The 25,658-nt window shown below is 59.5% G+C and carries 19 protein-coding genes; 8 read left to right on the top strand and 11 right to left on the bottom strand.

The window, feature by feature from the left end; genetic code table 11:
• Window positions 1–540: 540 nt before the first annotated feature.
• The 3 genes from Mal15_RS21020 to Mal15_RS21010 all read right to left on the bottom strand — a co-directional run bounded on the left by Mal15_RS21020 (window position 541) and on the right by Mal15_RS21010 (window position 3,566).
• Window positions 541–1,536, bottom strand: a complete 996-nt coding sequence (locus Mal15_RS21020) for a prenyltransferase/squalene oxidase repeat-containing protein (RefSeq protein WP_147869563.1) — start codon at window positions 1,534–1,536, stop codon at window positions 541–543.
• Between the two features lie 26 nt (window positions 1,537–1,562).
• On the bottom strand, window positions 1,563–2,852 hold the full coding sequence (locus Mal15_RS21015) for a class II aldolase/adducin family protein (RefSeq protein WP_147869562.1): 1,290 nt from the start codon (window positions 2,850–2,852) through the stop codon (window positions 1,563–1,565).
• A gap of 96 nt (window positions 2,853–2,948) precedes the next feature.
• Window positions 2,949–3,566 carry an HD domain-containing protein gene (locus Mal15_RS21010; RefSeq protein ID WP_147869561.1) on the bottom strand — a complete coding sequence of 206 codons (618 nt, stop codon included), beginning with the start codon at window positions 3,564–3,566 and terminating at the stop codon, window positions 2,949–2,951.
• Window positions 3,567–3,742: 176 nt separating this feature from the next.
• On the opposite strand from Mal15_RS21010, the gene Mal15_RS21005 reads away from it, so the two are divergent.
• Complete coding sequence (locus Mal15_RS21005) at window positions 3,743–4,537, top strand: GxxExxY protein (protein ID WP_147869560.1); 795 nt, start codon at window positions 3,743–3,745, stop codon at window positions 4,535–4,537.
• A 256-nt stretch (window positions 4,538–4,793) separates the two neighbouring features.
• Here Mal15_RS21005 and Mal15_RS21000 read toward each other — a convergent pair whose 3' ends face one another.
• The 3 genes from Mal15_RS21000 to Mal15_RS20990 form a co-directional block, all read right to left on the bottom strand.
• Window positions 4,794–5,279, bottom strand: coding sequence for a TadE/TadG family type IV pilus assembly protein (locus tag Mal15_RS21000; RefSeq protein WP_147869559.1), 486 nt, complete (start codon window positions 5,277–5,279; stop codon window positions 4,794–4,796).
• Between the two features lie 12 nt (window positions 5,280–5,291).
• On the bottom strand, window positions 5,292–6,350 hold the full coding sequence (locus Mal15_RS20995) for a VWA domain-containing protein (protein WP_167546950.1): 1,059 nt from the start codon (window positions 6,348–6,350) through the stop codon (window positions 5,292–5,294).
• Between the two features lie 66 nt (window positions 6,351–6,416).
• Window positions 6,417–6,839 (bottom strand): TadE/TadG family type IV pilus assembly protein, encoded by a 423-nt coding sequence (locus Mal15_RS20990; protein WP_233902931.1) that lies wholly within the window; start codon window positions 6,837–6,839, stop codon window positions 6,417–6,419.
• A 267-nt stretch (window positions 6,840–7,106) separates the two neighbouring features.
• Here Mal15_RS20990 and Mal15_RS20985 point away from each other — a divergent pair, with 267 nt between their 5' ends.
• Complete coding sequence (locus Mal15_RS20985) at window positions 7,107–7,763, top strand: MIP/aquaporin family protein (protein ID WP_147869557.1); 657 nt, start codon at window positions 7,107–7,109, stop codon at window positions 7,761–7,763.
• Between the two features lie 296 nt (window positions 7,764–8,059).
• Here Mal15_RS20985 and Mal15_RS20980 read toward each other — a convergent pair whose 3' ends face one another.
• Together Mal15_RS20980 and Mal15_RS20975 are read right to left on the bottom strand one after the other, a co-directional pair.
• On the bottom strand, window positions 8,060–9,937 hold the full coding sequence (locus Mal15_RS20980) for a DUF1549 and DUF1553 domain-containing protein (RefSeq protein WP_147869556.1): 1,878 nt from the start codon (window positions 9,935–9,937) through the stop codon (window positions 8,060–8,062).
• Window positions 9,934–11,364 carry a DUF1501 domain-containing protein gene (locus Mal15_RS20975; protein ID WP_147869555.1) on the bottom strand — a complete coding sequence of 477 codons (1,431 nt, stop codon included), beginning with the start codon at window positions 11,362–11,364 and terminating at the stop codon, window positions 9,934–9,936. The genes Mal15_RS20980 and Mal15_RS20975 overlap by 4 nt, the downstream gene beginning before the upstream one ends.
• Window positions 11,365–11,648: 284 nt before the next feature.
• Here Mal15_RS20975 and Mal15_RS20970 point away from each other — a divergent pair, with 284 nt between their 5' ends.
• From Mal15_RS20970 to Mal15_RS20960, 3 genes are all read left to right on the top strand, one after another.
• Window positions 11,649–14,903: a PSD1 and planctomycete cytochrome C domain-containing protein gene (locus tag Mal15_RS20970; protein ID WP_167546949.1), complete on the top strand. Its 3,255-nt coding sequence runs from the start codon at window positions 11,649–11,651 to the stop codon at window positions 14,901–14,903.
• Between the two features lie 91 nt (window positions 14,904–14,994).
• Window positions 14,995–16,587: a sialate O-acetylesterase gene (locus tag Mal15_RS20965; protein ID WP_147869553.1), complete on the top strand. Its 1,593-nt coding sequence runs from the start codon at window positions 14,995–14,997 to the stop codon at window positions 16,585–16,587.
• Entirely contained in the window at window positions 16,587–18,041 is a 1,455-nt protein-coding gene (locus Mal15_RS20960; protein WP_147869552.1) for a DUF1501 domain-containing protein, read from the top strand. The genes Mal15_RS20965 and Mal15_RS20960 overlap by 1 nt, the downstream gene beginning before the upstream one ends.
• A gap of 103 nt (window positions 18,042–18,144) precedes the next feature.
• Here the strand turns inward: Mal15_RS20960 and Mal15_RS20955 are convergent, their stop codons facing one another.
• Together Mal15_RS20955 and Mal15_RS20950 are read right to left on the bottom strand one after the other, a co-directional pair.
• On the bottom strand, window positions 18,145–19,617 hold the full coding sequence (locus Mal15_RS20955; RefSeq protein WP_147869551.1) for a sulfatase family protein: 1,473 nt from the start codon (window positions 19,615–19,617) through the stop codon (window positions 18,145–18,147).
• A 105-nt stretch (window positions 19,618–19,722) separates the two neighbouring features.
• Window positions 19,723–20,220, bottom strand: a complete 498-nt coding sequence (locus Mal15_RS20950; protein WP_147869550.1) for a Crp/Fnr family transcriptional regulator — start codon at window positions 20,218–20,220, stop codon at window positions 19,723–19,725.
• A 299-nt stretch (window positions 20,221–20,519) separates the two neighbouring features.
• On the opposite strand from Mal15_RS20950, the gene Mal15_RS20945 reads away from it, so the two are divergent.
• The 3 genes from Mal15_RS20945 to Mal15_RS20935 are packed head-to-tail and all read left to right on the top strand — an operon-like array spanning window position 20,520 to window position 24,913.
• Complete coding sequence (locus Mal15_RS20945) at window positions 20,520–21,848, top strand: outer membrane protein assembly factor BamB family protein (protein ID WP_147869549.1); 1,329 nt, start codon at window positions 20,520–20,522, stop codon at window positions 21,846–21,848.
• 58 nt (window positions 21,849–21,906) lie between these two features.
• A complete protein-coding gene (locus tag Mal15_RS20940; protein ID WP_147869548.1) occupies window positions 21,907–23,001 on the top strand; it encodes an ROK family protein in 1,095 nt (364 codons plus the stop codon).
• The gene (locus Mal15_RS20935) at window positions 22,988–24,913 is read left to right on the top strand and encodes a glucosamine-6-phosphate deaminase (protein WP_147869547.1); all 1,926 of its coding nucleotides are present in this window, start codon (window positions 22,988–22,990) and stop codon (window positions 24,911–24,913) included. Before Mal15_RS20940 ends, Mal15_RS20935 begins: the two co-directional genes overlap by 14 nt.
• 194 nt (window positions 24,914–25,107) lie before the next feature.
• On the opposite strand, the gene Mal15_RS20930 is transcribed toward Mal15_RS20935, so the two are convergent.
• Window positions 25,108–25,638, bottom strand: a complete 531-nt coding sequence (locus tag Mal15_RS20930; protein WP_167546948.1) for a Uma2 family endonuclease — start codon at window positions 25,636–25,638, stop codon at window positions 25,108–25,110.
• Between the last annotated feature and the right edge of the window lie 20 nt (window positions 25,639–25,658).

The following is a 25,658-nucleotide window of genomic DNA, read 5'->3' as shown; positions in this document are numbered from 1 at the left end:
TGGGGGGCCCGTAAGCGGACATCCCCGAGAAAGAAAGAGGATTGCGCGTGTGTGCTCTATTGTATCGTCACGTCGTTAAAAACTACGATTTTCCGCCGGATTTGCCCGGACATCCAATGCATGCAAGCCATTGAAAAAACGTGACTTACGGCCGTTCTGCGGCTGAAACGGCTTGTGACGGCGGATCTAGGCGGTTCGGAGGCGTTTTCCAGCGAAATCGCCGCCCCAAACGATGCGGAAATCACCCCCAGCGGTTTTTTTCGATCCGTCGATCGCGACAGTGGACATCTGAGAAGCCGGCCGCGCGGGAGACGGATGACGATCTGTTGTTGTGGTTCGCGAAAAAGGGGGGCAGGCACCCAAAAAAACGCAGCACCCTGCGAGCCATTTGGTTGTTGGGACATGCCCCCTTTTCGCTTGGCAACGAGAGTCGCCGTGTTCTCCGAACTCGGCGTGCGCGAAACAGCGACGCGTTGCCCTGCGCCGACCTCGGAGAGGACGGCGACTGTCCAGCCCAATCGAAAATGAAGCTGCGGCAGACTACGAGCGGGTGCTGAGCAACCCAACCAACGCCCAGGCGGTTCCCCAATAGGTGGACGTCGGTGTCGGCTTTCCCTTAGCCGACGCCTTGGTTCCAGGGACCTGCCACTCCCCCAATGGACCTTGGGAATCACGCAGGAATCGGCGGGCATGTGTGATTTCCCGCGACTCGGTTTCTCCGCTCTCTGCGAGCGCATAGAGCGCGAGCCCCGTCGCCAACGCATCGCTGGACTCACTGGTGATCCACCCCCAGCCACCGTCGCTGCGCTGGCGTGACAGAAGCTTGTCACGGAACCCGTCGGTCGATTCTGGATCCTGCTCCGCGGCGACCATCATCCGCACCGCATACCACTCGGTCGACACCGCCTCGGGGCCGGAGTCGGCGAACCGGATCGCCGACGCGAGATCAAACGCCTCGCTGCCATGTCGCAGCAGTGCCAAAGTGACCCACAGCGTCGTCGCCTGGGCGGTTTCCAACTTCGGCCGCTTCTGAGCGGGCAGCTGACCACAGGCTTTCCATGATCCGTCGTCGGCCTGCTCGCTACAGAGCTTGGCCGCAAACTGATCCCGCCAACTTGTCTCAGCGTCGTCGGGAATCGCCAACATCAACGCCGCCATCGTGTCGATGTTCCCCGCCAACGTCTTCTCGACGTCGACGTCTTTCCTCTGGTGTGGTTTGACGAAGTTGACGGCGTCGGTGGACCACTGTGTCCATCGCTTCAAATCCTGATCGGGCACGCCCGGCCTCTCGGACTCCCCCAGCCCCCGCGATTGGGCCGCATGCAAACTCCACAGCATCGCGGGAATTTGATGGCATGACACACAGCCTTGTTTGTCGATCCACCGCTGGCCTTCTCGCTTCAGGTAATCGATTGCTTTGTCCTGAGCGATCGGCTTGCCTGCGTCGACTGTCGCTGAAGGCGAATCCGCCGCGACAACCGACGTCAGAAGACACGCGACACACAAAAACGCAAAGGAAAGAATCTTGGTGACCATGACGACATTTTACCGACTGGCACCGGTCAGAGGTCAAATTCGCGGCACAGTTCATCAATCACGTCGTCGGACATGGCCTGGACCGAACCGATCGATCGGGCGTTGATCACCGCTTCAGCAGTCGACTCCAGCACTTCCAAACGATCAAACGCGTCCAAGACACTGCGTCCGGTCACGACCACGCCGTCGTTTTCCAGGATCGCGGCCGGCGTTTTCTCATTGACATAGTCGACGATCTGATCGCCGTCGCCGAACTGGACGCCGTACGGGACCCGGCGGACGTCGCGCAGGAACACATAGCTTTCGGGGATCGTCCGAACATCAAAGTCACTGTCGGTGACACTGAACGCCGTCGCGTTGACCGGATGTGCAAACACGATCGCCTGGACGTGCGGATGCTTGCGATAGATCGCTTGATGCGCCTTGGCGGCACGGCTGGCCAGTTTTCCCGCCTCGCGTCGGTCGCCATCGATCAAGACGAAATCGTCGACCCCCAGTTGCTCGCGGTCCTGTTGAGTCGGCGTGATCAAAAACGCCTCGCCATCGACCCGAGCGGAAAAACTGCCTTCGGTGCTGATCAACAGACGCTGGCGGCATCCGCGGCGAACAAAGTCACAGAGTTGTCGCCGCAACTCACACTCGCTGGCGCCCGCAGTCGGTGGATCAAAGCTCTCGAAATCCACACTGCGACCGGCGGCCTGTGCCAATTGACGATCGTCCAGCAAATTGACGTTCCCCAATGCCGCAGCCTTGATCAGCGTCTTGCCGGCAAACTCGAACGCCTCGAATCGCTTGAAGGCGTCGGAGAGCGAATCGCCGGCGACGACGACGCCGTGGTTTTCCAAGATGACACTGTCAGCCCCTTCGGCAAACGAGGCCGCGATGTTCGCGCCCAGCTGCTTGCTGCCGGGGCAGGCATAGGGCGCAAAACCGAGTTTGCCACAGACCGAATACGCTTGATGGAACAGTCGCGTGTCGGGCGTCTGGCGGCAGATGCTGAACGCCACCAGGGCGACCGGATGCGCGTGGACGACCGATCGAACATCCGGACGGGCATCGTAGATCGCTTTGTGAAACGGAAACTCCGAAGACGGCGGATGCGGACCGTCGACGCTGCCATCGCCGCGCACACGAATGATGTCCCGCCGCGTCAAGTTCCCCTTGTCGACGCGTGCCGGTGAAATCCAAATGTCGCCCGACGCATCGCGGATCGAAAGGTTGCCGCCGGACGTGGTCGTCATCCGATACCGATAGATCCGATCCATCGTCTGCATGATCTCGTCACGCGGGTGGATCACGTTTCGCGAATGATTCATGAAAACTCATGGGCGAAGGGTTCGTGGCCGAAAACTACGATCACCACTATGACATCCGTCGGTACGCTTTGCCATCGGTGGGGATTCAGTCGTCGCTCAACCGTCACCCTCGCCCCATTCGTCCAAAAACTGATCGACGAATTGTCTCATGAACGCCTCACGTTGTCGGGCCATGCGGCGAGCCGGTTCGGTGTTGAGCAGGGCGTGCAGTTTAAACAACTTGTCGTCGAAATGGCGCAGGCCGGTTTTTTCCGCCCCGTCGCCATTGCCCGAGACATGAAAGGGTTGACCGAACACCGCGCCATACTCGATCGTCCGTACGATTCCGATCGCCCCCAACGCATCCAGTCGGTCCGCGTCCTGCACGATCTGCCCTTCGATCGACAACGGCGCCGCAGCATCGCCTTTGCGAAAGGACAGGTTGTCGACGATGTGTGCGACATGATCGATGACCGGCGCATCGACGCCGAGTTCACCCAGGATTTCGCGACTCAGCTCCGCGCTCTTTTCGATCCCGTCATGAAACTTCGCGTCGCCGACGTCATGCAACAGCGCGGCGAGATCGACGATCGACCGGTCACCCCCGACTTCCGCCCGGATGTGCCTCGCCGAACGAAGCACACGCCCGACATGATCAAACCCATGCCCCGCCCCCTGACCCTCCATCCGCCCACGGACAATCGTTTCGACACAGACAATCAGCTCGGGTGTCATACAAGGTTTTCCTTTGTCTTTGCTAGCACAATTCAAAGTAGCCGAATGCGTGTAAGAGTGTTGAACCCACGGATAGCAGCGCGAACCCACGGATAACAGTGGAATGTTAGATTCGAGGGTTCGCGCAGCTACCTGCGGGAAGTACCCTCGCTGCTCTCATCTGGGGGTGGCTATTCATGGCAATTCTTTACGAAGACCGCACGCACGCAATTCGTCATTGCTTTTTTGATGTTCAGAATAACGTCGGAGTAGGGCGTGACGAAGAAGATTATCACCAGGCATTAGTCGTCTGCTTTAGAAACAATGACGTCCCGTTTGTTAGCAAACCGATTCACCCATTGTTTTTATACGGTGAACAAGTCTACCGGTTGATCCCAGATTTCGTTGTTTGGGGCAAGATCACGATCGAACTAAAAGCTGTTCCACGTCATCCCTCGCCCGCAGAGTTCGTCCAGCTATTTGACTATTTAAAATGCCGAAGGGATTCGCTGGGGCTATTGGTCAACATGGGACTTGACCGCGTCATTGTCGAACGCGTGGCATACACTCCAACGCCGCCACGACTCGTTGAAGATTGGAAATACTGGAAAGGAAGTGTTTCTGGCGCAACTCGGGACATCGGTCGATCAGTACGCAACGTTTTACGAGATGTTTATCGAGAGCACGGAACCGGCTATGGCGAAGAGGTCTTTGAAAAGCTGTTGCTGTTTGGGCTCAGGCACCAGGGAATGAAAGTAACCGTGAATCCGACTGCCGAAGCACGGTACACGGACACCCAACTGCGGAAGTCTTCATTGCGTTGTTTCTTGATCGAAGACGAAGTCGTCTTGTGTCAAACTGCGCTGTTTGAAGACAACAGCTTCAACATGAATCGCTGTCGGTCGTACATGAAGGCGTTGGGCTCTCGGTGGGGAATTGCAGCCAATTTTGGAAAGTCGCTGGTGGAAATTGTGGGATTGAGACGCCAGTAGGGCTGACTGTCCGCAATCGACGTACACAACTACTCCACTGCCATCCGTGGGTTCGCGCTGCCATCCGTGGGCTTACTTCCGATGACATCTCCGTCGAAGATGCGTCGCGCTGAGCGACCTTGCAATCGAGCGACGTCGCGAAGGGTGGGGTCAAGCGTCCGAGGGGGCGCGGGCGGGTCGATCACAGGGAATCATCGGTGGTTGTTTGCGAGTCGCTTGGTGAAGGGCACGACCACCATCCCCAACAATTGCCCGACTAAAGCCCAGCGGTGTTGTTCTTCATCCGGTCTTTTTTTGCACTCAAGTCTGTCATTGCGGCAAGTTTCACCAATGGCGGTCGCTCGCACATCAACGTCACCTCACTGGAGACCACAAAGTTGGCAAATTGCGAAGGTGCGATCCACGAATTCTCGTTCACCGGAATCGAAACTTCGACCGTTATCAATGCGGTTTCGTCCGTAATGTCGACAGGAGTGACGTGGATGTCTGCGAGTGTCAGCCCCGCGTTGTCGAGCAGTAGTTGTGCGACCTGCTCCGCTTCGGCGGCCGTCGCACCGGGGACCATCGCCGACCGAGCCGCTTCATAGGCGGCGGTATCGGCGGTGTGTTGCAACATCAACACGCGACAGACCTCGAAGGTGAACGTGAAAAACAGAATGATCAGCGGGAAGACGAGTGCGAACTCGACCGTCGTCGCTCCTCGAGCGGCTTTTCTGCGACGGAAAGATCGATCCAGATTCATCGAATACTCGAACTAGAACGTGATGAGTGTGGGAAGCCCGCGGGCGATGTCTTCGAAAACCTGAATGAGCTGCGTACCGTCGGTGGCGTGGTAGTGTTTCCCCGATCCCGCTTCGGCAATCTCGCCCATGGTGACCGTGTCCGCTTCGTCGGAAAAGCTGACGGAGTACACCATGACCTGATCCTCGGCAGCCATCTGTGCCGCAGAAACGGGCTCGGTCCCCGTCGTGGAAAGCCCGTCGCTCATGACGATCAACACTTTCGCCGCCCATGGGCGAGCGTGGTTCTTTTTCTGTACCGCGGCGCTGCCCTTGGTAATCCCTTCCCCTGTATTCGTGCCTCCGCCACCGAACGCCGCGCTGTAACCATCCAGCACGTGGCGGACGGCGTTGTAGTCATTGGTCAGATCAAGATCAACGTGTGCCTTGGATGCATACGTGGTCAGCGTCACTCTCTCGTCATGGTGCGACTGTTCCATCACCTGCAAAAACGTATCCACCGCCGCGACGGTATCGAGCCAGCGTGAATTCGGAGGCACCGGATCCCCCCATTCCCAATCATCATCTGCGGCGTCCGGACCGCTCCCGTCGGCTTCTTCGGACGTCGAATACGCCATCGACCCGGAGCGGTCGATTACAAGCGCGATGTCGAGCTCCACCTTGGTGGCGATGGACGTTTTTATCGGTCGAATCTGAATGGGAACGCCCATGGACGGAAAAAGCGTTGGGACGTGGTTCGTTCCGTTGGATTCTATCTTCACCGCGTTCGGATTATTCCCCATTCCGAAATCATAACGCTCAACTTCAGACAGCCGTGTTGAAACACCGAAAGTGATCTCAGCCTCGCTCAACGCCAATGTTTGGTTCGCATAGGGATTCGCATTGAGCAGCTGCTCGGCAATTTGAACCGCTTGCTGCTGATCGCCGGTGACAGCAAGCACACGGCCCGCCGCACGAGTCGCCACATCCATTGAGATCTGCAACTCGGTACGAGCCATCTCCATGTGCGCGACATTGATTGCAAACGCAGCCACCGCGATCATCACGGGCATCAACACGGCCAGCATCGCCATCGTCGCTCCACGCCGATTCGCCGGAAACGTCTTTTGATTCGCAATCGTCGCCCGACAGACCATTGGCTAATACTCGATCATGATGGATACAGACTCAGACACCGATGCACTGCCGTAGATCCATGTCGAGAGCAGAGCGTTCTCCGACGCCGGTGCGTCAACCGTTGAAACAAACATCTCCCCGTAGTCCAATGACGAAGGGTCCGACGGCGTGCAATTCAATGCGTAATTCTTAATGTTTCGTCCCAGCAAGATCACATCGCACTGATCCTGCAAATCCGCCGGAGTGATCCCCGGCACAACCGCAAGTCGTGCGCACTCGTAAGCGGCGATCTTCAGGGACTGTCGCAAATAAATCATCCGGCAGGTTTCAATCGTCCCCATTGTGATCAGCAAGAACACCGGCAAACAAACGGCGAATTCGATCATCGCCGCGCCCTTTCGAGAACGACTGTTGGCACGGCGATGCGTTCGAAGACAACGATTCACGTCAATGTCGGGTGGGAAAGACAAAAGGGGGGGGATTCAACTTCGATGCAAAGCTAGGTCAGTGGTGGTGTTCCACGCCCCACTGCGATGCCCCGATTGACGGATCTGTCACACGCTTTCGACGGGAATATTCCGGTCGTAGCGATTGAACGGTGTCTCTCGCTGTCGATCGACACGGCCACCCGGCCGCGCATCTCCCCGGGCAGATTGTTATCATCTGCCGAACCCATTACCGAATCCCCTCATGTCAGGTCAGCGTCCAGGAAGATGAAAAAATATATCGCCGAAGTCATCGGCACCTTCGTGTTGGTATTTGTCGGAACCGGATCGGTCGTGGTCAACAATGTCACCGAAGGCGGCGTCTCGCTGGTCGGCATCGCTTTGGCCTGGGGGCTGGTGGTTTCGGCGATGATCTATTCGATCGGGGACATTTCCGGGGCCCACATCAATCCCGCCGTGACCATCGCGTTCTGGGTCGGGCGACGCTTCGAAGGCAAACACGTGATCCCCTACATCGCCAGCCAGTGCATCGGGGCGATTCTGGCCAGTGCGCTGCTGCGAGTTCTGTTTCCCGATCAATCCAGCTTGGGACCGACGCTGCCGGCAGGTCCGTGGTGGCAATCATTCGTCTTTGAAATCATGCTGACGCTGATCTTGCTGTTCGTCGTTCTGAACGTCAGCGTGGGGGCGAAAGAAAAAGGCATCACGGCGGGGCTGGCGATCGGCGGCGTGATCTCGTTCGAAGTGCTGTGCGGGGGACCGATCAGCGGCGCGTCGATGAACCCCGCCCGTTCGATCGCCCCGGCGTTCGTCGGAAACCAGCTGGAATCGTTGTGGATCTACCTGACGGCGCCTGTGATCGGAGCCGTGCTGGCCGTGCCGATTTCGGCCTACTTGCGCGCCGGTGACTCGGACGAGTCGTGAACCGGATCAGCGGTTACGGTCCAGTCGATGCGTCCCATCATGCTGCCATCCCTCCTCTGATTTCCGCCGCATAAACAGTGTACGGTTGGGCGGAGAGGGAGGAAGCGATGCCTCGTTCCCAGGCTCCGCCTGGGAACGCACTGCAGGTGTGGCTCCCGCCACACACTGCGTGCAACCAGAGGCGGAGCCTCTGGAAATCTCCGTTCCCAGGCTCCGCCTGGGAACGAGGCATGATTGGGGAGCGAAAAAGATTTTGGAGGTAAGAAAATTGTGTCAATCAGAAGGGAGGGTGCATTTCAATCCACATACAGAAACTCGTTCGAGTTCAACATTGCCCGGCAAAGGTCTCTCAGCGATGCACCGCCGGCCAAGAAGGCTGTCGCCGCCTTCACTTCCGCCGCGCCTGGGCTGCGCGAATACAGTCGCAGATACAGCGAATCGATCTGTGAGTTGACGTCGGCATCTCCGGCAGAAACCGCACTCGCCAACCGCTCGGACGACTTCACCATTAATTCAGAATTGAGCAGCGTCAGCGACTGAATGGCGGTGGTGGATTGGTTCCTTCGCGCACACGGCTGGTCGGCCGTGGGGCGATCGAAGGTCGCGAAAAACGGGTAACGCAAATTACGCCGGGCGAAGATGTAGATGCTGCGACGGTGATGGTCGTCCACCGAGGGCGTCACTTTCCACTGTCCCGACTTGAGCGTTTTGATCATCTCCGCGGGCAACGTCGGCCGAACCCCAGGGCCACCCATTTCGTGATTCAGTGAACCGCTGACCGCCAACAATCCGTCCCGAATCGCTTCGGCGTCCAATCGGCGGCGAGGAAACCGGCTGAGCCAGCGGTTATCCGGATCGGCCGCCAAGGAGCGATCCCAAAATCCTCGCTCCGGGCCTTCTGTCGGGCGTGAGCCGGAAACCCGATACACGCCGGACATCACGATCATCCGCTGAAGCCGTTTGATGCTCCAATCACTGCGCATCAATTCGTCCGACAGATAATCGAGCAACTGCGGATGCGTCGGGCTATCCCCCATCACACCGAAGTCGCTGGGCGTTGCGACCAGCCCCGTTCCGAAGTGTTGTTGCCAGATCCGATTGACAAACACGCGTGCCGTCAGCGGGTTGGATCGATCGGTGATCCAATCGGCCAGTTCACCGCGCGGTGATGCGTCCGACGAGGGCGTCGCGTCGGGCTCGTTCACAATCCGCGGAAACGCCGGGTTTAATGCCGAGCCCTTGCGCCGCCAATCGCCGCGGATCATCAAGTGGGTTCGCGGCGAATCGTCATAGCTGGCCAAGACACTGACTGACTGGTTTTGACGCAACCGGATCGACGAATCGAAGAACGCCCGCAAGCGGTAAAAGTCAGCCTGGCTGATCGCATCATACTTATGGTCATGGCATTGGGCACAGCCGAATTGCAGCCCCAGAATCACCGACCCGACGGTCGACGTGATTTCGTTCAGCAGCACATGGCGGCGCTGGTCCATCGAATTGATGTCGGGCATGTCGGGCCCCGACAAACAAAACGCCGTGGCCGTCGTGGCGTCTTCGCCGCCGGATGAATCCAGATCACCGGCAAGCTGCCAACGAAGAAAGGTGTCGTAAGGCAAGTCACGATTGATCGCATCGATCACCCAGTCGCGGTACCTCCACGCCTGTTCACGAATCTTGTCGTGTTCAAATCCATCGGTGTCCGCATAACGTGCCAGATCCAACCAGAACTGTCCCCAATGCTTTCCGTATTCTGGAGACGCCAATAGCGAATCGACGAGCCGCGCGTAGGCACCGGGCCGCGGGTCGGATACGAAACGTTGCACCTGGTCCACCGTCGGCGGTAAACCGGTCAAGTCCCAGCAGAGTCGGCGGATCAAGGTGGCGCGATCGGCCATCGGAGCCGGGTCAAGCGATTCTTTTTCCAAGCGAGCCAGAATGAATCGATCGATCGCCGTCTGCGGCCAATCGATCTGTTTGACCGCAGGCAACGCGGGACGCACGATCGGTTGGAACGCCCAATGATTGCGATCAAAGTCCGAGATTTCTTCCTCTTCGACCTCGGTGACTGCATCGTGACCGGGATCGTCCGCGACGGCGCCCGTCAGCGTCGTGGCGAACCAGCCGAGCACCAGCAGCCGCGCGGTCCACGGGAATCTCGCAAGAAAACACATCATGTCAGCAGCCCCTCGACGATGTCGACTTCGCTGGGTCCGGTCAAACGTTCGTCCAGCCCGTTGTGAAAGTACGTCAGGTCCCGGTGGTCGAGCCCCATCAGATGCAACAGCGTCGCGTGGAACTCGTTGACGTGCACCCGATCTTCGGCGGCTCGCAATCCGACTTCGTCGGTCGATCCGTAAGCCCGCCCGCCACTGATCCCGGCTCCGGCGATCCAACCGCAGTATCCCCACGGGTTATGATCGCGGCCCTTGCCCTGTTCGCTCATCGGCATCCGTCCGAATTCGCCGCACCACACGACCAGCGTCTCATCGAGCAAACCGGATCGCTTCAGATCGTTCAACAGCGCCGTGACCGGCTTGTCGGTCTTTGCACAGTATTCGCTGTGGTTCTTGTCGACGTCTTGATGGGCGTCCCAACCATTGGTGTCCCCCGAATAGACTTGAACCATGCGGACACCGCGTTCGATCATCCGCCGGGCCAACAAACAACGCTCGCCGAAATCGCGTGTGGTCTTGTCATCGATCCCGTACATCGAAAGCGTCGCGGCAGACTCCTGCGAAAAATCCACCGCTTCGGGCGCCGCCGACTGCATGCGAAACGCCAGTTCATAGGCATCGATTCTGGCCGCCAAGTCGTCATCGTCTTCACGACCGACCAGGTGGTTTTGGTTCAGTCGCTGAACGAAATCCAACGTTTCGCGTTGCCGAACGTCCGAGATTCCACGGGGCGGGGCCAGGTTCAGGATCGGCGTTTTTCCCGGCCGCATCGTCGTTCCCTGGTAGGTCGCCGGCAAGTAGCCGTTGCCCCAAGCCGAAGGTCCACCCTTGAGTCCACCGCCGGGATCGGGCAACACGACGAAGGCCGGCATGTCGGCGTTTTCGCTGCCCAGTCCATAGGCCAGCCAACTGCCAAAGCTGGGGTGCCCCATCAGAATGCTGCCGGTGTTCATTTGGTACACCGACTGTGGATGGTTCACGCTGTCACCGTGCAACGAGCGGATCACGCACAAGTCATCGGCGACGGTGGAAAGGTGCGGCAGAAAGTCGGAGATCGGCAATCCCGATTGGCCCCGTGGGCGGAATCGGCGGACCGGGCCGAGTAGCGGATTGTCAGCGACCTTTCGACGCGTCATCACCGATCCGAAACTTTCCGGCAGCGGTTTCCCGGCGTACTTGATCAGTTCGGGTTTCGGGTCAAACAAATCGACTTGGCTGGGACCGCCGTGCATGAACAGCCAGATCATCCGCTTGGCACGCGGTTGAAAGTGGGGCTGGCGAATCGCAGCGGATTGTCCCGACCCGGCCGCGTTCCCGGCCAGCGAGTCCCCAGCAAGCAGTGATGCCAGCGCGATCATCCCGGCACCGCCGCCGGCAGATCGCAGGAAGTCACGACGACGCGATCGATTGGATGGAGATTGGTTCATGGGGGGTATCTTAGCCGATGCCACCGGCGGTTGCTAATTTGTGTTCCCCCGTCGGTGTCCAGGCTCTAGCCGCCTGTTTTAACAAGTACGATGGCCCTTCCGGGCCGTCGACCGTGGGGGCTCTGCGGCGACGCTCCTCCAATGGACGTCGTACGGGCGCTTCACTGACCACCTCTCCCGGACTCGCTGCGAAGCAGCGAACGAGGAATCGCCTAAAGGCTAGACACCAACCAACCACACGCTCGTGCCGGTTCGGCTACACTAATGGGTCCCACCTCCTACCGATGCGTGTCCCCGTGCGCCCCAATCCCCACCCTCCTTTCGTTTCGCGGCTGTCGATCACACTGGCATTTGTCACGGCGTTGACTTTGCCCTCGGCAGGTGCCAATGACGACGTCGACTATCTGACGCAGATCAAACCGCTGTTGGCAGAAAAGTGTTACTCCTGTCACGGCGTGCTGAAACAAGAAGCCGACCTGCGGCTGGAAACACGCACGCTGATGATTCAGGGCGATGTCATCATTCCCGGTGATCCGGACGCCAGCGAGTTGTTGACTCGAATCACCGCGGATGCGGGCGAACGGATGCCGCCGGCCGAAGACGGCGCCCCACTGCAACCGGACCAGATCGAATTGCTGCGACGTTGGATCCGTCAAGGAGCCGAGGCGCCCGACGAAACGCCGCCACCGGCACCGACCCAGCACTGGGCGTTCCAGCCGATCACCATGCCGCTGCTGCCTGTGGTGCCCGGCCAACCGGATCATCCCGTCGACGCGTTCTTGGCGGCCAAACGCATTGATGGCAACGTTCACCCCGTCGGCCCGGCCGAGCGATCGATCATCATTCGACGTCTGTACCTGGATTTGATCGGATTGCCGCCGACGGCAGACCAGTTGCGTGACGACCGTCCCTGGGAACAAATCGTCGACGACCTCTTGGCCCGCTCCGAACATGGCGAACGTTGGGCACGGCACTGGATGGACGTTTGGCGTTACAGCGATTGGTACGGATTAGGACAACAACTTCGCTACAGCCAAAAACATCTCTGGCGCTGGCGCGATTGGATCATCCGGTCGCTGAACGACGACAAGGGCTACGACCGGATGATCTTGGAGATGTTGGCCGGTGATGAATTGGCTCCCTCCGATCCCGATGCGATCGCCGGAACGGGGTATCTGGCACGAAACTACTACCTGTTCAATCGAACGACCTGGTTGGACAGCACGATCGAACACACCGGCAAAGCGTTTCTGGGGCTGACGCTCAATTGCGCCAAGTGCCACGACCACAAGTACGACCCGATCTCGCAGCTGGATTACTACCGTTTTCGAGCGATCTTTGAACCACATCAGGTTCGATTGGATCCGATCCCCGGCGTGACGGATTTCGAACAAGACGGGCTGCCACGAGTGTTTGACGATTCGGTGGACCGACCGACGTTCGTGCACCTGCGAGGCGACCCGTCAAACCCCGACAAAGACAATCCGGTCAGCCCCGGCGTGCCCGAGATCCTGGCCGAGTTTGCAGACCCGGTCCGGCCGGTGCCGTTGCCGCCGTCCGCATTCGCCCCCGGCACGCGTTCTTACGTGCAGCAGCAAGCGATTCGCAATGCCGAATCAGCCGTCGCGAAAGCCGAACAGGAATTGGCCGCGGCAAAAACGCGCCTGGCCGAATCGCCGTCGAGCGAACCGACGGCCCCTTCCGCCGACGCAGCTTCGTTTGAGCTGACCGAGACCTTCGACGCCCCTTCGGACAAGCGTTGGCAATTGACCGGCGACGGCTGGCAGTACCGCGACGGCGCGCTGCATCAAACGCGTTCCACCCGCGAGCCACAGATGGCGCGTTTGACCGAAACGTTGCCACGCGATTTTCAAGTCGACTGTTTCTACACCACGACGGGCGGATCGACGTACAAATCGGTGACATTCCGATTCGACCAATCCGAAGATGCGGCGTACGCCAATTACGTCTACACCAGTGCCCATGCTCCCGGGCCCAAGGTCCAGGTTGCTTTCACACGCGAAGGCAACAACACGTACCCTGCCCAAGGCCGAAAGGCGATGCCGATCAATGTCTCACAGCGGTACCACCTGCGGTTCGCAGTCCGTGACACATTGGTCAACGTGTGGTTGGACGACCAGTTTGTGGTCGCCTACCGGCTTCCCGATCGGCGCGAGGGCTTCTTCAGCTTGAGCGGATTCGATGCGACGGTCGCCTTTGACGAGATCTCGATCAAGTCATTGCCGCCGGAGGTCGAACTGGCCGACGCAGGCGCCCCGTCCGCGCCCGCGGTCGATCCGCAACGCGCGGTGATCGTCGCCGAAACCAGATTGGCCTCGGCAACCGCCGCGCTGCAATCGGTCAAGGCAACCATCGCAGCCGACAACGCCCGATACGTCCGCTCCGGATCGACTGCGGAAATTCGCGAACTGGCCGGCGCCGCGGCGAGAAAACAGCTGCTGGCGAAAATCGCCGATGCTCAATACCGAGCGGTCGCCGACGCCGCTGATGAAAAGAAGTTGAAAGCGGCAAACGATCAAAAGTCCGCCGCCGAGAAACGCCTTTCAGAACTGGAGAAAGCGTCGCCGGATGAGCCGCCCAGCTATGCATCACTGCGCGGATCGAAAAAGGCACTCGAAACACCCGAACACAAGGGGCCCGATTACCCGGCGGTGTACCCGTCGACCAGTACCGGGCGACGGCTCACGCTGGCGAAATGGGTTGCGTCCGATCAGAATCCGTTGACGGCCCGCGTCGCCGTCAACCAGGTTTGGATGCGGCACTTCGGTACCCCGCTGGTCGAGTCGGTGTTTGATTTCGGGTTGCGTGCCGAGAAACCGCTGCACGCGGACTTGCTGGATTTTCTGGCCACCGAGTTCATCCAGTCCGGCTGGAGTTTCAAGCACCTGCACCGCATCATCGTGACCTCCGATGCGTACCAGTTGTCGTCCTCGACAGCCAAGGCCGAGGAACAAACGCGAACCAGCGACCCGACGAACCGATACTACTGGCGTGCCAATTCGAAGCGAATGGAATCACAACTCGTCCGCGACAGCCTGCTCTCGCTGGGTGGAAAGCTGGACCCGAAAATGGCTGGCCCCTCGGTCGATCCGGGCCCGGGCGCGACGCGCCGCAGTGTCTATTTAAAACACTCTCGCGACCAGCAAGACAAGTTCCTGTCGATGTTCGACGATGCGGACATCTTGCAGTGTTACCGGCGCAACGAAAGCATCGTTCCCCAACAGGCGCTCGCGCTTTCCAACAGCAAGCTGGCGATCGAGATGGCGTTTGAGATCGCATCACAAATCACGACCGGACTTGAAGACGATTCGCCGACGAACTTCATCAACGAACTGTTCTTTCGCCTGCTCTGTCGTGAACCGACCGAAGCCGAGCGGGCCGAATGCCACGCTTTTTGGGATGCCATGGCGAACCTCCCCGAGTTCCAAACACAGGACGCCGCAGCGCGGGCAACCGCCATCCGCGCGCGTCTGACCCAGGCCATTGTCAACCACAATGACTTCGTCACCATCCGATAAATCTGTGGCGTGCGAATCCTGCTTGCGATAGAGTGACCTGTCGGCAGGACGACGACACCACGACCGATCCCTTCCTTCACCTCAATCGACCATGCATCGTTTTTTACTGCTTCTCGCGTTCGGCCTGGCCACCCCGATCACCGCCCACGCCGAACTATCGGTCCCCCGTTTCTTCAGTGACCACATGGTGCTGCAACGCGAACGATCGGCGCCGATCTGGGGCACGGCAACGCCCGGCGCCGACATCGCAGTCGAATTGAACGGTACATCGGCGTCGACCAAAGCGGATGCCGATGGGAAATGGCGTGTCGGGATCGAGACGGGACAAGCGAACGCGTCAGGCGCGACACTGACCATCCGCAGCGGTGGTGAAACGATCTCGATCGACGATGTGCTGATTGGTGAAGTCTGGTTTGCGTCGGGACAATCCAACATGGCGTTCACGATGCGCGGTGCGGCCAGCTACGACGCCGCAGTCGCCCGGTCGGACGTGCCCGCGATCCGAATGTTCAATGCCGCGTCGACGACGGCGGTCGATCCCCAAGACGACATCGCCGGACAATGGAGCGTCTGTTCGCCCGAAACACTGTCCAGTTACTCCGCCGTCGCGTTCTTTTTTGCTCGAAAGCTGCATCAGGAACTCGGCGTACCGGTCGGCGTGATCAAGTCGGCTTGGGGCGGAAAACCCGTCGAAACCTTCACCAGCCGCGAAGCACTCGCCACATTACCGGGAACCCAAAAGCTGGTCGATGCCGCGATCGAAGCGGACAAGGCGTATGATCCCGCAAAAGCCAAGCTGGCATATCGGGCACGGCTGGACCAGTGGGAAGCCGCGATGGCCGATTGGCGAAAGAAGCCGGCAGACGAACGTGGCCGTGCGCCGCGAAAACCCGCCTCGCCCAAACGCCCCTTGAACACCGAAGGCAAACCCGGCGTGCTGTACAACGCCATGATTCACCCCTTCGTCGGTTATGCGATGCGCGGGGCGATTTGGTACCAGGGCGAAGCGAACGCGAAACCGGGACACGTTCCGTACGACCAGACGCTGCCGTTGATGATTCGCGATTGGCGTCAACGTTGGAACGACGATTTTTCATTCTACTTCGTCCAACTGGCAAACTTTCGCGCCCCGTCGACGCAACCCGGAACCCCGGATCCCTGGGCTTTGCTTCAAGATCGAATGCGATTGATCCTGGACACCACGCCAAAAACCGGAATGGCGATCATCAATGACGTCGGCGCCGCCAATGACATCCACCCCAAAAACAAGAAGGATCCCGGCGAGCGTTTGGCCCGCTGGGCACTGGCCAAGGATTACGGACGCGACATCGTCTATTCGGGACCGCTGTATCGCAGCAGCAAGGTCGAAGTCGACGCGATCCGCGTGACCTTTGATCAGGCCGGTGATGGGCTGGCGTCACGCGACGGCGAACCGCTGCAACGATTCGAGATCGCAGGAAAGGACCGGCAATGGCACTGGGCCGACGCCAAGACCGATGGCAAACAGAGCGTCCTGGTCGGCAGCACTGAAGTGCCCGATCCGGTCGCGGTGCGTTACGCCTGGGCGTCCAATCCCGAGGGCGCCAATCTGGTCAACAGCGAAGGATTGCCCGCGTCGGTGTTTCGTACTGACACCTGGGATGATGTCGAGGCGAATCCGCAAGTCCTTTCGAGGAGGAAGTGATGAATCGCACCGTCAATCGTCGAGCGATGCTGTCGGGCGGACTGGGCTTTGGCAGTCTGGCACTTGGCGCAATGCTCAGCCGTGACGGCTTCGCCGCCACACCGGGTGACACCGTGGGCAGCACAACCTGGTCGCCGCCGAACGGATTGCCGCACTTCGCCCCCAAAGCCAAAAGCGTGATCTGGTTGTTCATGCGCGGCGGTGTCAGCCACATGGAGAGCTTTGATCCCAAGCCGGCGCTGACGAAGTACGCGGGCAAAACGATCAACGAAACCCCGTTCGCGGATGTCCAAGACCCCGAAAAACTGAAACGCGTTCGGGTCGTCGTCGTCAACGATGCCAACGGACAACAACGCAACAAGATCTATCCCCTGCAAGTCGGCTATCGAAAACATGGCCAAAGCGGGATCGAATTCAGCGACTGGTTTCCACACCTGGGATCCTGTGCCGATGACTTGGCCGTGATCCGATCGATGTGGACGACCGACGACAATCACGGCGCTCAAGTCCAATTTCACTCCGGTCGCCACATGTTGGACCCGCGGGTGCCGACGATCGGTGCCTGGGTCAACTATGGTCTGGGAACGCTGAACGAAAACCTGCCGCAATTCATCGGTATGGGGCCGCGTTTTTTTGACAAACGCGACGGGCACTACTTGGGGCCGGCCTACGATAGCGTCGCGTTGAAGGTCGATCCCGAAAACCCGCTCGATTACGCAAGCCCCGAAGGTGATGTTTCGGGCGTTCAACAACGTCTGGGATTCGATCTGGTCCGTCGCTTGAACCATTTGGCGGCCGAGCAATACCCACATGACCCGGAATTGGAAGCGCGGATCAAGTCCTACGAACTGGCTTATCGCATGCAAACGGCCGTGCCGGACGTGATTCGATTCGATACCGAAACTGCAGCGACCAAAAAACTGTATGGATTTGACCAAAAGGAGACACGCCCATTCGGCGAGCAATTGCTGGCGGCGCGCCGATTTGCCGAGCAGGGCGTGCGTTTCATCCAAATCATGCATGGCGACGGCGCCGCGGGGGCTTGGGATCAACATTCGAAACTAAAGGCGAATCATTCCAAGCTGGCAATGCAGGTCGACCGGCCCGTCGCGGGGTTGATCCAGGATTTGAAACAACGCGGCATGTTGGACGAAACGCTGGTCGTGTTCGCGACCGAATTCGGACGCACGCCGGGGTCACAGAATTCCGACGGACGCGATCATCATCCCTTCGGCTTCAGTGTCTTGATGGCCGGCGGCGGCATCAAGGGCGGCATCGTGCATGGCGCCACCGACGAAATCGGATTCCATGCCGTCGAACATCCGCACTATGTGACCGATGTTCATGCGACTCTGTTGCACCAATTGGGGCTGCATTCGCACCGTTTGAATGTCCCGGGACATCAACGCCTGGAGCAAGATTACGGGCATGTGATCAAGGAAATTTTGGTTTAGCGGGCCACCGCCACGTTGACGTAGCTACGCTCGCCAGGGCGTGGAAACACTGGAATCCACCTTCTGGCGAAGGTAGCTACGTTCGACCGACAGTTCACGCTGGCTAACGTGCCATCGCCTGTGGCTGGGGCTGGCCCTCAATCTTACCGATCGCTCGTTGCCCCTTGCCGGGGCGTCCTTGATCGCCCAGGTCTTCGCGAGCCTGATCGGCGATCTGCATCAATCGCTGCACCACATCGGGATGCCGGACGGCAACGTTACGTTGACAAGACACGTCATCATACAGATGAAACAACAGCGTCTGCGGCGGGTCAGACTTGGCAAGATGCGGATGCCCGCCGGAAGTGTCGATGGGCAGGAACAACTTCCACGGGCCGGAGCGAACCGCTTGCAATTGGTCCCGATGATAGTAGTAAAACGCTTCGTACGGTGACGTCGCATCGGGGCGACTGTAGATCAGCGGCGCTATATCATGTCCATCGATCGTTCGGTCGTCCGGAACCTCACCGCCGGCCAGTTTGGTCAGCGTCGGCAACAGATCCATCGTCGTGACGAGTTCATCGCAGACCGTTCCCGCCCGCACGTGCCCCGGTTGCCACATCAGCGTAGGAACTCGAAACGCCCCTTCGCTGGTCGTGTAGCCGCGTCCGTGCAGCGGCCGATTCGAACCACGCGACAGGTCATTCAAATCGCGATTGATCGGAGCCCCATTGTCGCTGGTCCAAATCACGAGCGTCTTGCTGGCCAAGCCCAATTTCATCAATTGTTCCATCAGTTGTCCGATCGACCAGTCAAGCTCTTCGATCGAATCGCCCCAAGGCCCATTTTCGCTTTTGCCGCGAAAGGCGTCGCTGGAGAACGGCGCCCGGGTGCTGCCGGGCATCGCTTGGGGAAAATACAGAAAGAACGGTTCATCGCGATGTTCGTCAATCCACCGCATCGCCTGCTCGGTGTAGCGTTTGGTCAGTCCGTTTCGATCGCAGGGGGCTTCGACAACGACCTCGTTTTCCATCAACGGCAGCGGCGGCCAGTCGTTTCCGTCCAGTCGGTCGCCCAGACGCCTGCCGACCGCTTGCGTCATGTCGTCGCTGTAGGGCACACCGAAAAAGTAGTCGAATCCCTGGCGTGTCGGCAGGAATTCAGTTTGGTCGCCCAGGTGCCACTTGCCGATGATCGCCGTCGCGTAGCCTTGGGCTTTCAGCGATTCGGCGATCGTAATTTCATCGGGGCTCAATCCATAAGGTGAAATCGGACGCAGCACGTGCCCGTCGCGTGGGTTTTGATGCATGCCGACGCGCTGGGAGTAGCATCCGGTGATCAGGCTGGCGCGCGACGGCGTGCAGACACCGGCGGTGACACAAAAGTGTGTGAACTTTCGCCCCTGGGTTGCCATACGATTCAGATGCGGCGTGCGGTGCAGCGTGGACCCGAAGGGCTGGATGTCGCCGTAGCCCAAATTATCACAAAAGACGACGATGAAGTTCGGCTGTTCGGGCAGGTCGTCGGCGGTCAACGGCTGGGAGTAAACCGACAGGGCCGCAAGGGCGAAGACGGCAAAAGCAACGCGGCAGTTCAAGAGTTTTCTCCTGGACGGGGTTCGGGGGTGGTCATCGAACAGCGTCTCGCCGACGACCGTTGACAGCCTGTTGAATCAATTGGGTTTCGCTTGCCGAGCCGACCGCTAGGCATCAAATGCCAATTCCTCATCAAACGCCTGCTGGCCGAGTTCTTGTTGATAGCGAAACAATCTCTCTCCGGCGATCCGCAGCCGGCGGCTGACCTCACGTCCCAGGTTCATCATTACCATGGCATATTGTTCCATGTCGACTTGGCACAATTTCATCAGTGCGGTGTAGGGAACGCGGATCACGCTGCAATCGGTTTCCGCTTTGACGGCGGCGAAGCGGCGTTGCAGATCGATCAGCGACATCTCGCCAAAGCAGTCACCGGGCCCAATCCGCGCCAGCACGATCGGTTTACCCTGCCAGATTCGTTGGACAACGGCGGTTCCGGATTTGATCACGTACAGGCAGTCCCCGGCGTCGCCTTCGCGGAAAAAGAATTCCCCCGCGGGAACGTCCAACTCTTCCGATTGGCCGAGGATCAATCGCAGCGTCTCCCGGCGGAGGCCACCGCAAACCGGAGTTTTTTGGATGAGTTCTGTCTGATCGATTAACATGCCAAAGACCTTGTCTGCCGAAGTCTTGGTGCCGACATCTGCCGTGCCGAGATTTGAGAACAACGATTTGAGAACAACGAACGGCCCCGAACGTCGCGTCCGGCCCCCCAAGATGTCGCATGGGCGGGACGCTGTCAAAGTTTTTCCGCACGTTGTCCGGTCACGTCGACGTCCAGAGGCGCGTTCGGGATGGACGAGCTACAATAGGGCGAAGCCGGTACGCCACCGACCAATGAATTCCCCTCAAAGTTGCGTCGGGCCGTCCACATTCCCCTTCCCCCCTTCACAAACGACGTCGCATGTTTTGCAAACTTTCGCCCACCCTCTCACTGGTGGTCGCGTTGGCATTGACCACCCCCGGGAATCTCGCTGGTGCGGACAATTGGGCTCATTGGCGCGGTCCGACAGGCAACGGCGCGGCGACCAGCGGCAATCCGCCGACGCACTGGTCGGACACGGAGAACGTCAAATGGAAGGTGCCGATTCCCGGACGTGGATCCGGATCGCCCGTGATCTGGGACGACCGCGTGTTCGTGGTCACCGCCGTCACGGTTGGTGCGGGGACGCCGCCAGCGCCGCCGGCCCCCCAGAATCGCAATCAGTTTCAACGCGGTTCGGCGCCCGGAATCCCCAACCTGGACTTTCAAGTCCTTTGCTTCGACCGGCAAACCGGCCAGCAACTTTGGAAACAGACGGCCGTCACGGCAATCCCGCACCAAGAAACCCATGCGACCAACGGATTCGCCTCGGCGTCCCCCTGCACCGATAGCAGCCACGTCTACGCACACTTCGGATCCCGGGGCCTGTATTGCTACACGATGGACGGGGAACTGAAATGGAAACGCGACGATTTCGGAAAGATGATCACGCGGAGCGGGTTCGGCGAAGGCAGTTCGCCGACGCTGCACGGGGATATGATCCTGGTGCCGTGGGATCATGAGGGTGATTCGGCGCTCTATGCACTCGCCAAATCGACCGGCGAGACGATTTGGAAGACCGAACGTGACGAACCGTCCTGCTGGGCCACGCCGCTGGTGATCGACGTCGATGGCCAAAAACAAGTCGTCATGAATGGCCAAACCTGCGCGCGTAGTTATGATCTGAAATCAGGTGAAGAGCTTTGGCGTTGCGGCGGCCAGACGACGCGTCCGGTCGCTTCGGCGGTCGCCGGCGATGGGTTGGTGTTCGTCGGCAGCGGCTACCAGGGTTCGTTCCTGGGCGCGTTCCGGCCCGACGGCCGAGGCGACATCGAAGGCACCGATCGCGTCGTGTGGACGACCAACCGCGACACGCCGGATATCGCGTCACCGCTGCTGAGCGGCGGCCGCCTGTATTTTCACAAGGGTAAATCGGCCAACCTGACCTGCCTGGATGCGGCAACGGGAAAACCGTATTACCAAGCGGTCCGGTTGCCTGGAATCAGCCGAACCTATGCGTCACCGATGGCCGCCGGCGGGCACGTTTATTTGACCGGCCGCAGCGGTACCACGGTCGTGATCAAAGACGATCCGACGCTGCAGATCGTGGCGTCCAATTCGCTCGGCGAAACGGTCGATGCGACTCCCGCTCCGTCCGGCGATGAATTGTTCATCCGCGGAGAAAACCACTTGTTTTGCATCGCCAATTGAACGGAAGCCCGGTGAGCCCCGAACGCGAAAATCTTTGCCAAGTCGATCGCAACCGAAGATGAATCCAGACGAAAACACTCCCTTCATTCCCCCATCGTTCGTCATGGGGATCGATCTCGGTGGCACCTCCGTCAAGCTGGGGTTGCTGTACGGAGACGAAGTGGTCGCGCGCGACCAGATTTCCACCGCTCATTGCGAAGAACCGTCGGACGCTTTTCGCCAGGCGCGTGAGTTTGCGATCGACGCGTTGCGGCAGAACGATGCGACGTTTGACGATTTGGAGTCGGTCGGGCTGGCCATGGCCGGGGTGATCGACGAAGCGACGGCAACGTTGATGGAAACGGCCAACTTGCATTCTTGGCACGGTATCGGTTTCCATCAGGAATTGGCGCGCGTGTTTGAAAAACCGGTGGCCGTGATCAACGATGCCAACGCCGCGGCACTCGGTGAATCCAGCTTCGGCCAGCACCGGACGGATTCTTTGTCATTTTTGACGCTGGGAACAGGGATCGGCGGTGGCATCATCGTTTCCGGGCGGCCGATCAACGGCAGCCACGGCTGTGGCGGCGAAATCGGACACGTCACCATCGATCATGGTCCCGACGCGCGGCGATGTGGGTGCGGACGCGACGGACACCTGGAAGCCTATGCCGGCGCCGCGGGCATCGTCCAAACCGCAGTCGAGCTGCTCGAACAATCCGACCAACCGTCGTCGCTTCGCGAGGCGCGCCGCAGTGCGAGCCGCAGTGCGAGCCGCAGTGCGAGCCGTAGTGCCGCAGTCCTGACGCCGGAATGCATCTCGGATGCGGCCGAAGCCGGCGACGCGATCGCGATCGAAACCGTTCGCCGGACCGGCGTGCATTTGGGTCGGGCGATCGCCATGCTGGCCCACATCGCCGACCCCTCGGTCGTGTTGCTCGGCGGCGCGGTCAACTTTGGCGGCAACCGATCACGTACCGGTAGGCGATTTCTCAAAACGATCCATGACGAAATGGCACGTTTGTCACTGGTCCAAACCGGATCGACCGTAAAAATCGACTTTGCCTCCCTGGGCAACGACGCCGGGATGCTCGGCGCGGCCCAACATGCAAGACAACTGGCACGGCAACGAACACTGAACTGCATCAAAGTACGACAGCATGAGAAGAGATAGACGCAGATTGAAAGCGTATTCACACGCGGCCCCCGCATCATCGATTCCCTATCGAGTCTTCCCCGAAGCGAGCAACGCCAGCGAAGCGGCGGCGCTCGAAATCGCCACGCTCGTTCGCAGCCGTGCCGCCGAGGGACGCACGTGCGTGCTCGGGCTGGCGACCGGATCGAGCGTCGTGAACGTCTACTCCGCGATGGTCCGGATGCACCGCGAACAAGGCCTCTCGTTTGCCAACGTGGCCGTCTTTGTACTCGACGAGTTCCTGCCGATGGGGCCGGAATCGCTGCAGAGCCATGTGCGATTCATGAACGAACACCTGTTCGATCACATCGACCTGCCACGCGACCAGATCCATATCCCCGACGGCCTGACGCCCCAGGATGATCTGTCAGAGTATTGCCTGAAGTTCGAAAACGAGATCGCCGAATTGGGCGGCATCGACATGTTGATCCTGGGCATCGGACGCACCGGTCATATCGGTTTCAACGAACCCGGTTCGGGCACGGATTCGCGCACCCGGCCGATCACACTCGATGCGATGACGCGGATCGATGCGGCCAGCAACTTCTTTGGCGTCGAAAACGTGCCGCGACGTGCGATCACGATGGGCGTCGGGACCATCTTGGATGCGCGACGGATCATCTTGCTGGCCTTCGGCGAAGGCAAAGCGTCGATCGTCGCCCGATCGGTCGAAGGCGAAGTCGCACCTGCCGTTCCGGCAACGTTTCTTCAACAACACGACGACGTCGAGTTCTTTCTGGATTCGGCCGCCGCGGCGAATCTGACCGAAATCCGGTCGCCGTGGTTGGTCGGCGAAGTCTGCTGGGACGACGTGATGGTCCGCCGCGCCGTGATCGCGCTTTCACAATCGGTCCAAAAGCCCGTGCTGATGTTGACCGACGCCGATTACAACGCCAACGGATTACAGGGACTGCTGGCCGAATACGGAACGGCCTACGAAATCAACCTGAGCGTCTTTCGTCATTTGCAAAACACGATCACGGGCTGGCCGGCCGGCAAACCGGATCGCCCCGAGACGGTGTTCCCCAAACGCATCATCCTGTTTTCGCCGCACCCGGACGACGACGTGATCTCGATGGGAGGCACGCTGACGCGGTTGGCCGGCCAGGGCCATGAAATCCACGTCGCCTACCAGACCTCCGGTAATCTGGCCGTTTTCGACGGAGATGCGCTGCGGTTCGCGGAATTCGCCGCCGACTTCTGCCGCGAATTCGACGTGTTCAACGACGACATTCAACGGCTGACCGACATGATGATTCACGCCATCCGCGACAAGGCGTCCGGAAGCATCGACATCAACGAAGTCCAGCGACTGAAAGGACTGATCCGACGCGGCGAAGCGACCGCAGGGGCGCGCGTTTGTGGCGTTCGAGACGAACACCTGCATTACCTCGATCTGCCGTTTTACGAAACCGGAACGGTGCGTAAAAAGCCGATCGGCCAGCGAGACATTGAAATCACCGTTGACCTGTTGCGACACGTGCAGCCGCACCAGATTTATGCCGCCGGTGACCTGAGCGATCCGCACGGTACCCACCGCACCTGCCTGGACGTCATCTTTGCCGCCTGCGAAGAATGCCGCCACGATGACTGGTTCGCCTCAACCGCCGTCTGGCTCTACCGCGGTGCCTGGCAGGAATGGGCGCCGCACGAAATCGAAATGGCCGTGCCGCTCAGCCCCCAAGAGGTCGACCGCAAACGCGATGCGATCTTCAAACATGAATCGCAAAAAGACCGCGCCCTGTTCCCGGGGTCCGACGCGCGCGAGTTCTGGCAACGTGCCGAAGCGCGTAACGCGCAAACGGCACAGATCTATGACCGACTGGGATTGGCCCAGTACCAAGCCATCGAAGGCTTCGTCCGTTGGAAAGGGTTTGATGGGGGGGAGTAGAGAGGTGGGAGCTGGGAGTTGGGAGTTGGGAGTAAGATGGGGCATTGATCTCAATCGTTTTGCCCCCATCGTTTTGCCCCCATCGTTTTGCCCCCATCGTTTTGCCAGTTCACCCATGCATCGCCGCCGGCGGCAATCCTCCACTGGCATCATTCTGCCCCGAATCGTTCTGCCTTCCTTCCCCCGACACAGCCTCAAGCAAACAATCGCCCGCACTGGATCTCGACCCGACAGCCAGCATCAACGTCGAAAACCATCGATTCGCCGGCCCCGAACGATTGTTCTCCATGCTTCATCACAACTCGCACCGTTTGGTCGTCCGGGTCGACAATCAAATAGCGTGTGACGTCGCGTTCCAGGTAGATGGCTCGCTTCGCGGTCAAGTCGCGCTGCCGCGTTGCTGCGGAAAGCACTTCCACTACGACGGCGGGTGGCCGCTCCAGATGCCGGTCGGGCTGAATGCCACAAACGACCATTAAATCCGGTCGAACCACTGTATCATCGCTCACGATCCAATCGAGATTGGTGTAAACGCGGCAGTCGCACTCGTTCTCGATTAGCTGATTAAGCATTTGTCGCGACAGTTCGGCGACAATGCGCTCGTGCGGCCCTAACGGGGACGGACTCATCGACACCGGCACACCGTCGATCAACTCCCAATCGCCTTCCCAGCGACGGTAGTCGTCGATCGTGTAGTGCGGAACGTAACGGGGGGCTGTGCTCATCAAATCGGTTCCAGGGAATG

Source organism: Stieleria maiorica (assembly GCF_008035925.1).
GTDB classification, from domain to species: Bacteria; Planctomycetota; Planctomycetia; order Pirellulales; family Pirellulaceae; genus Stieleria; species Stieleria maiorica.
The sequence above is the reverse complement of the archived record's forward strand: the minus strand, read 5'-3'. Positions and strand labels throughout refer to the sequence as shown.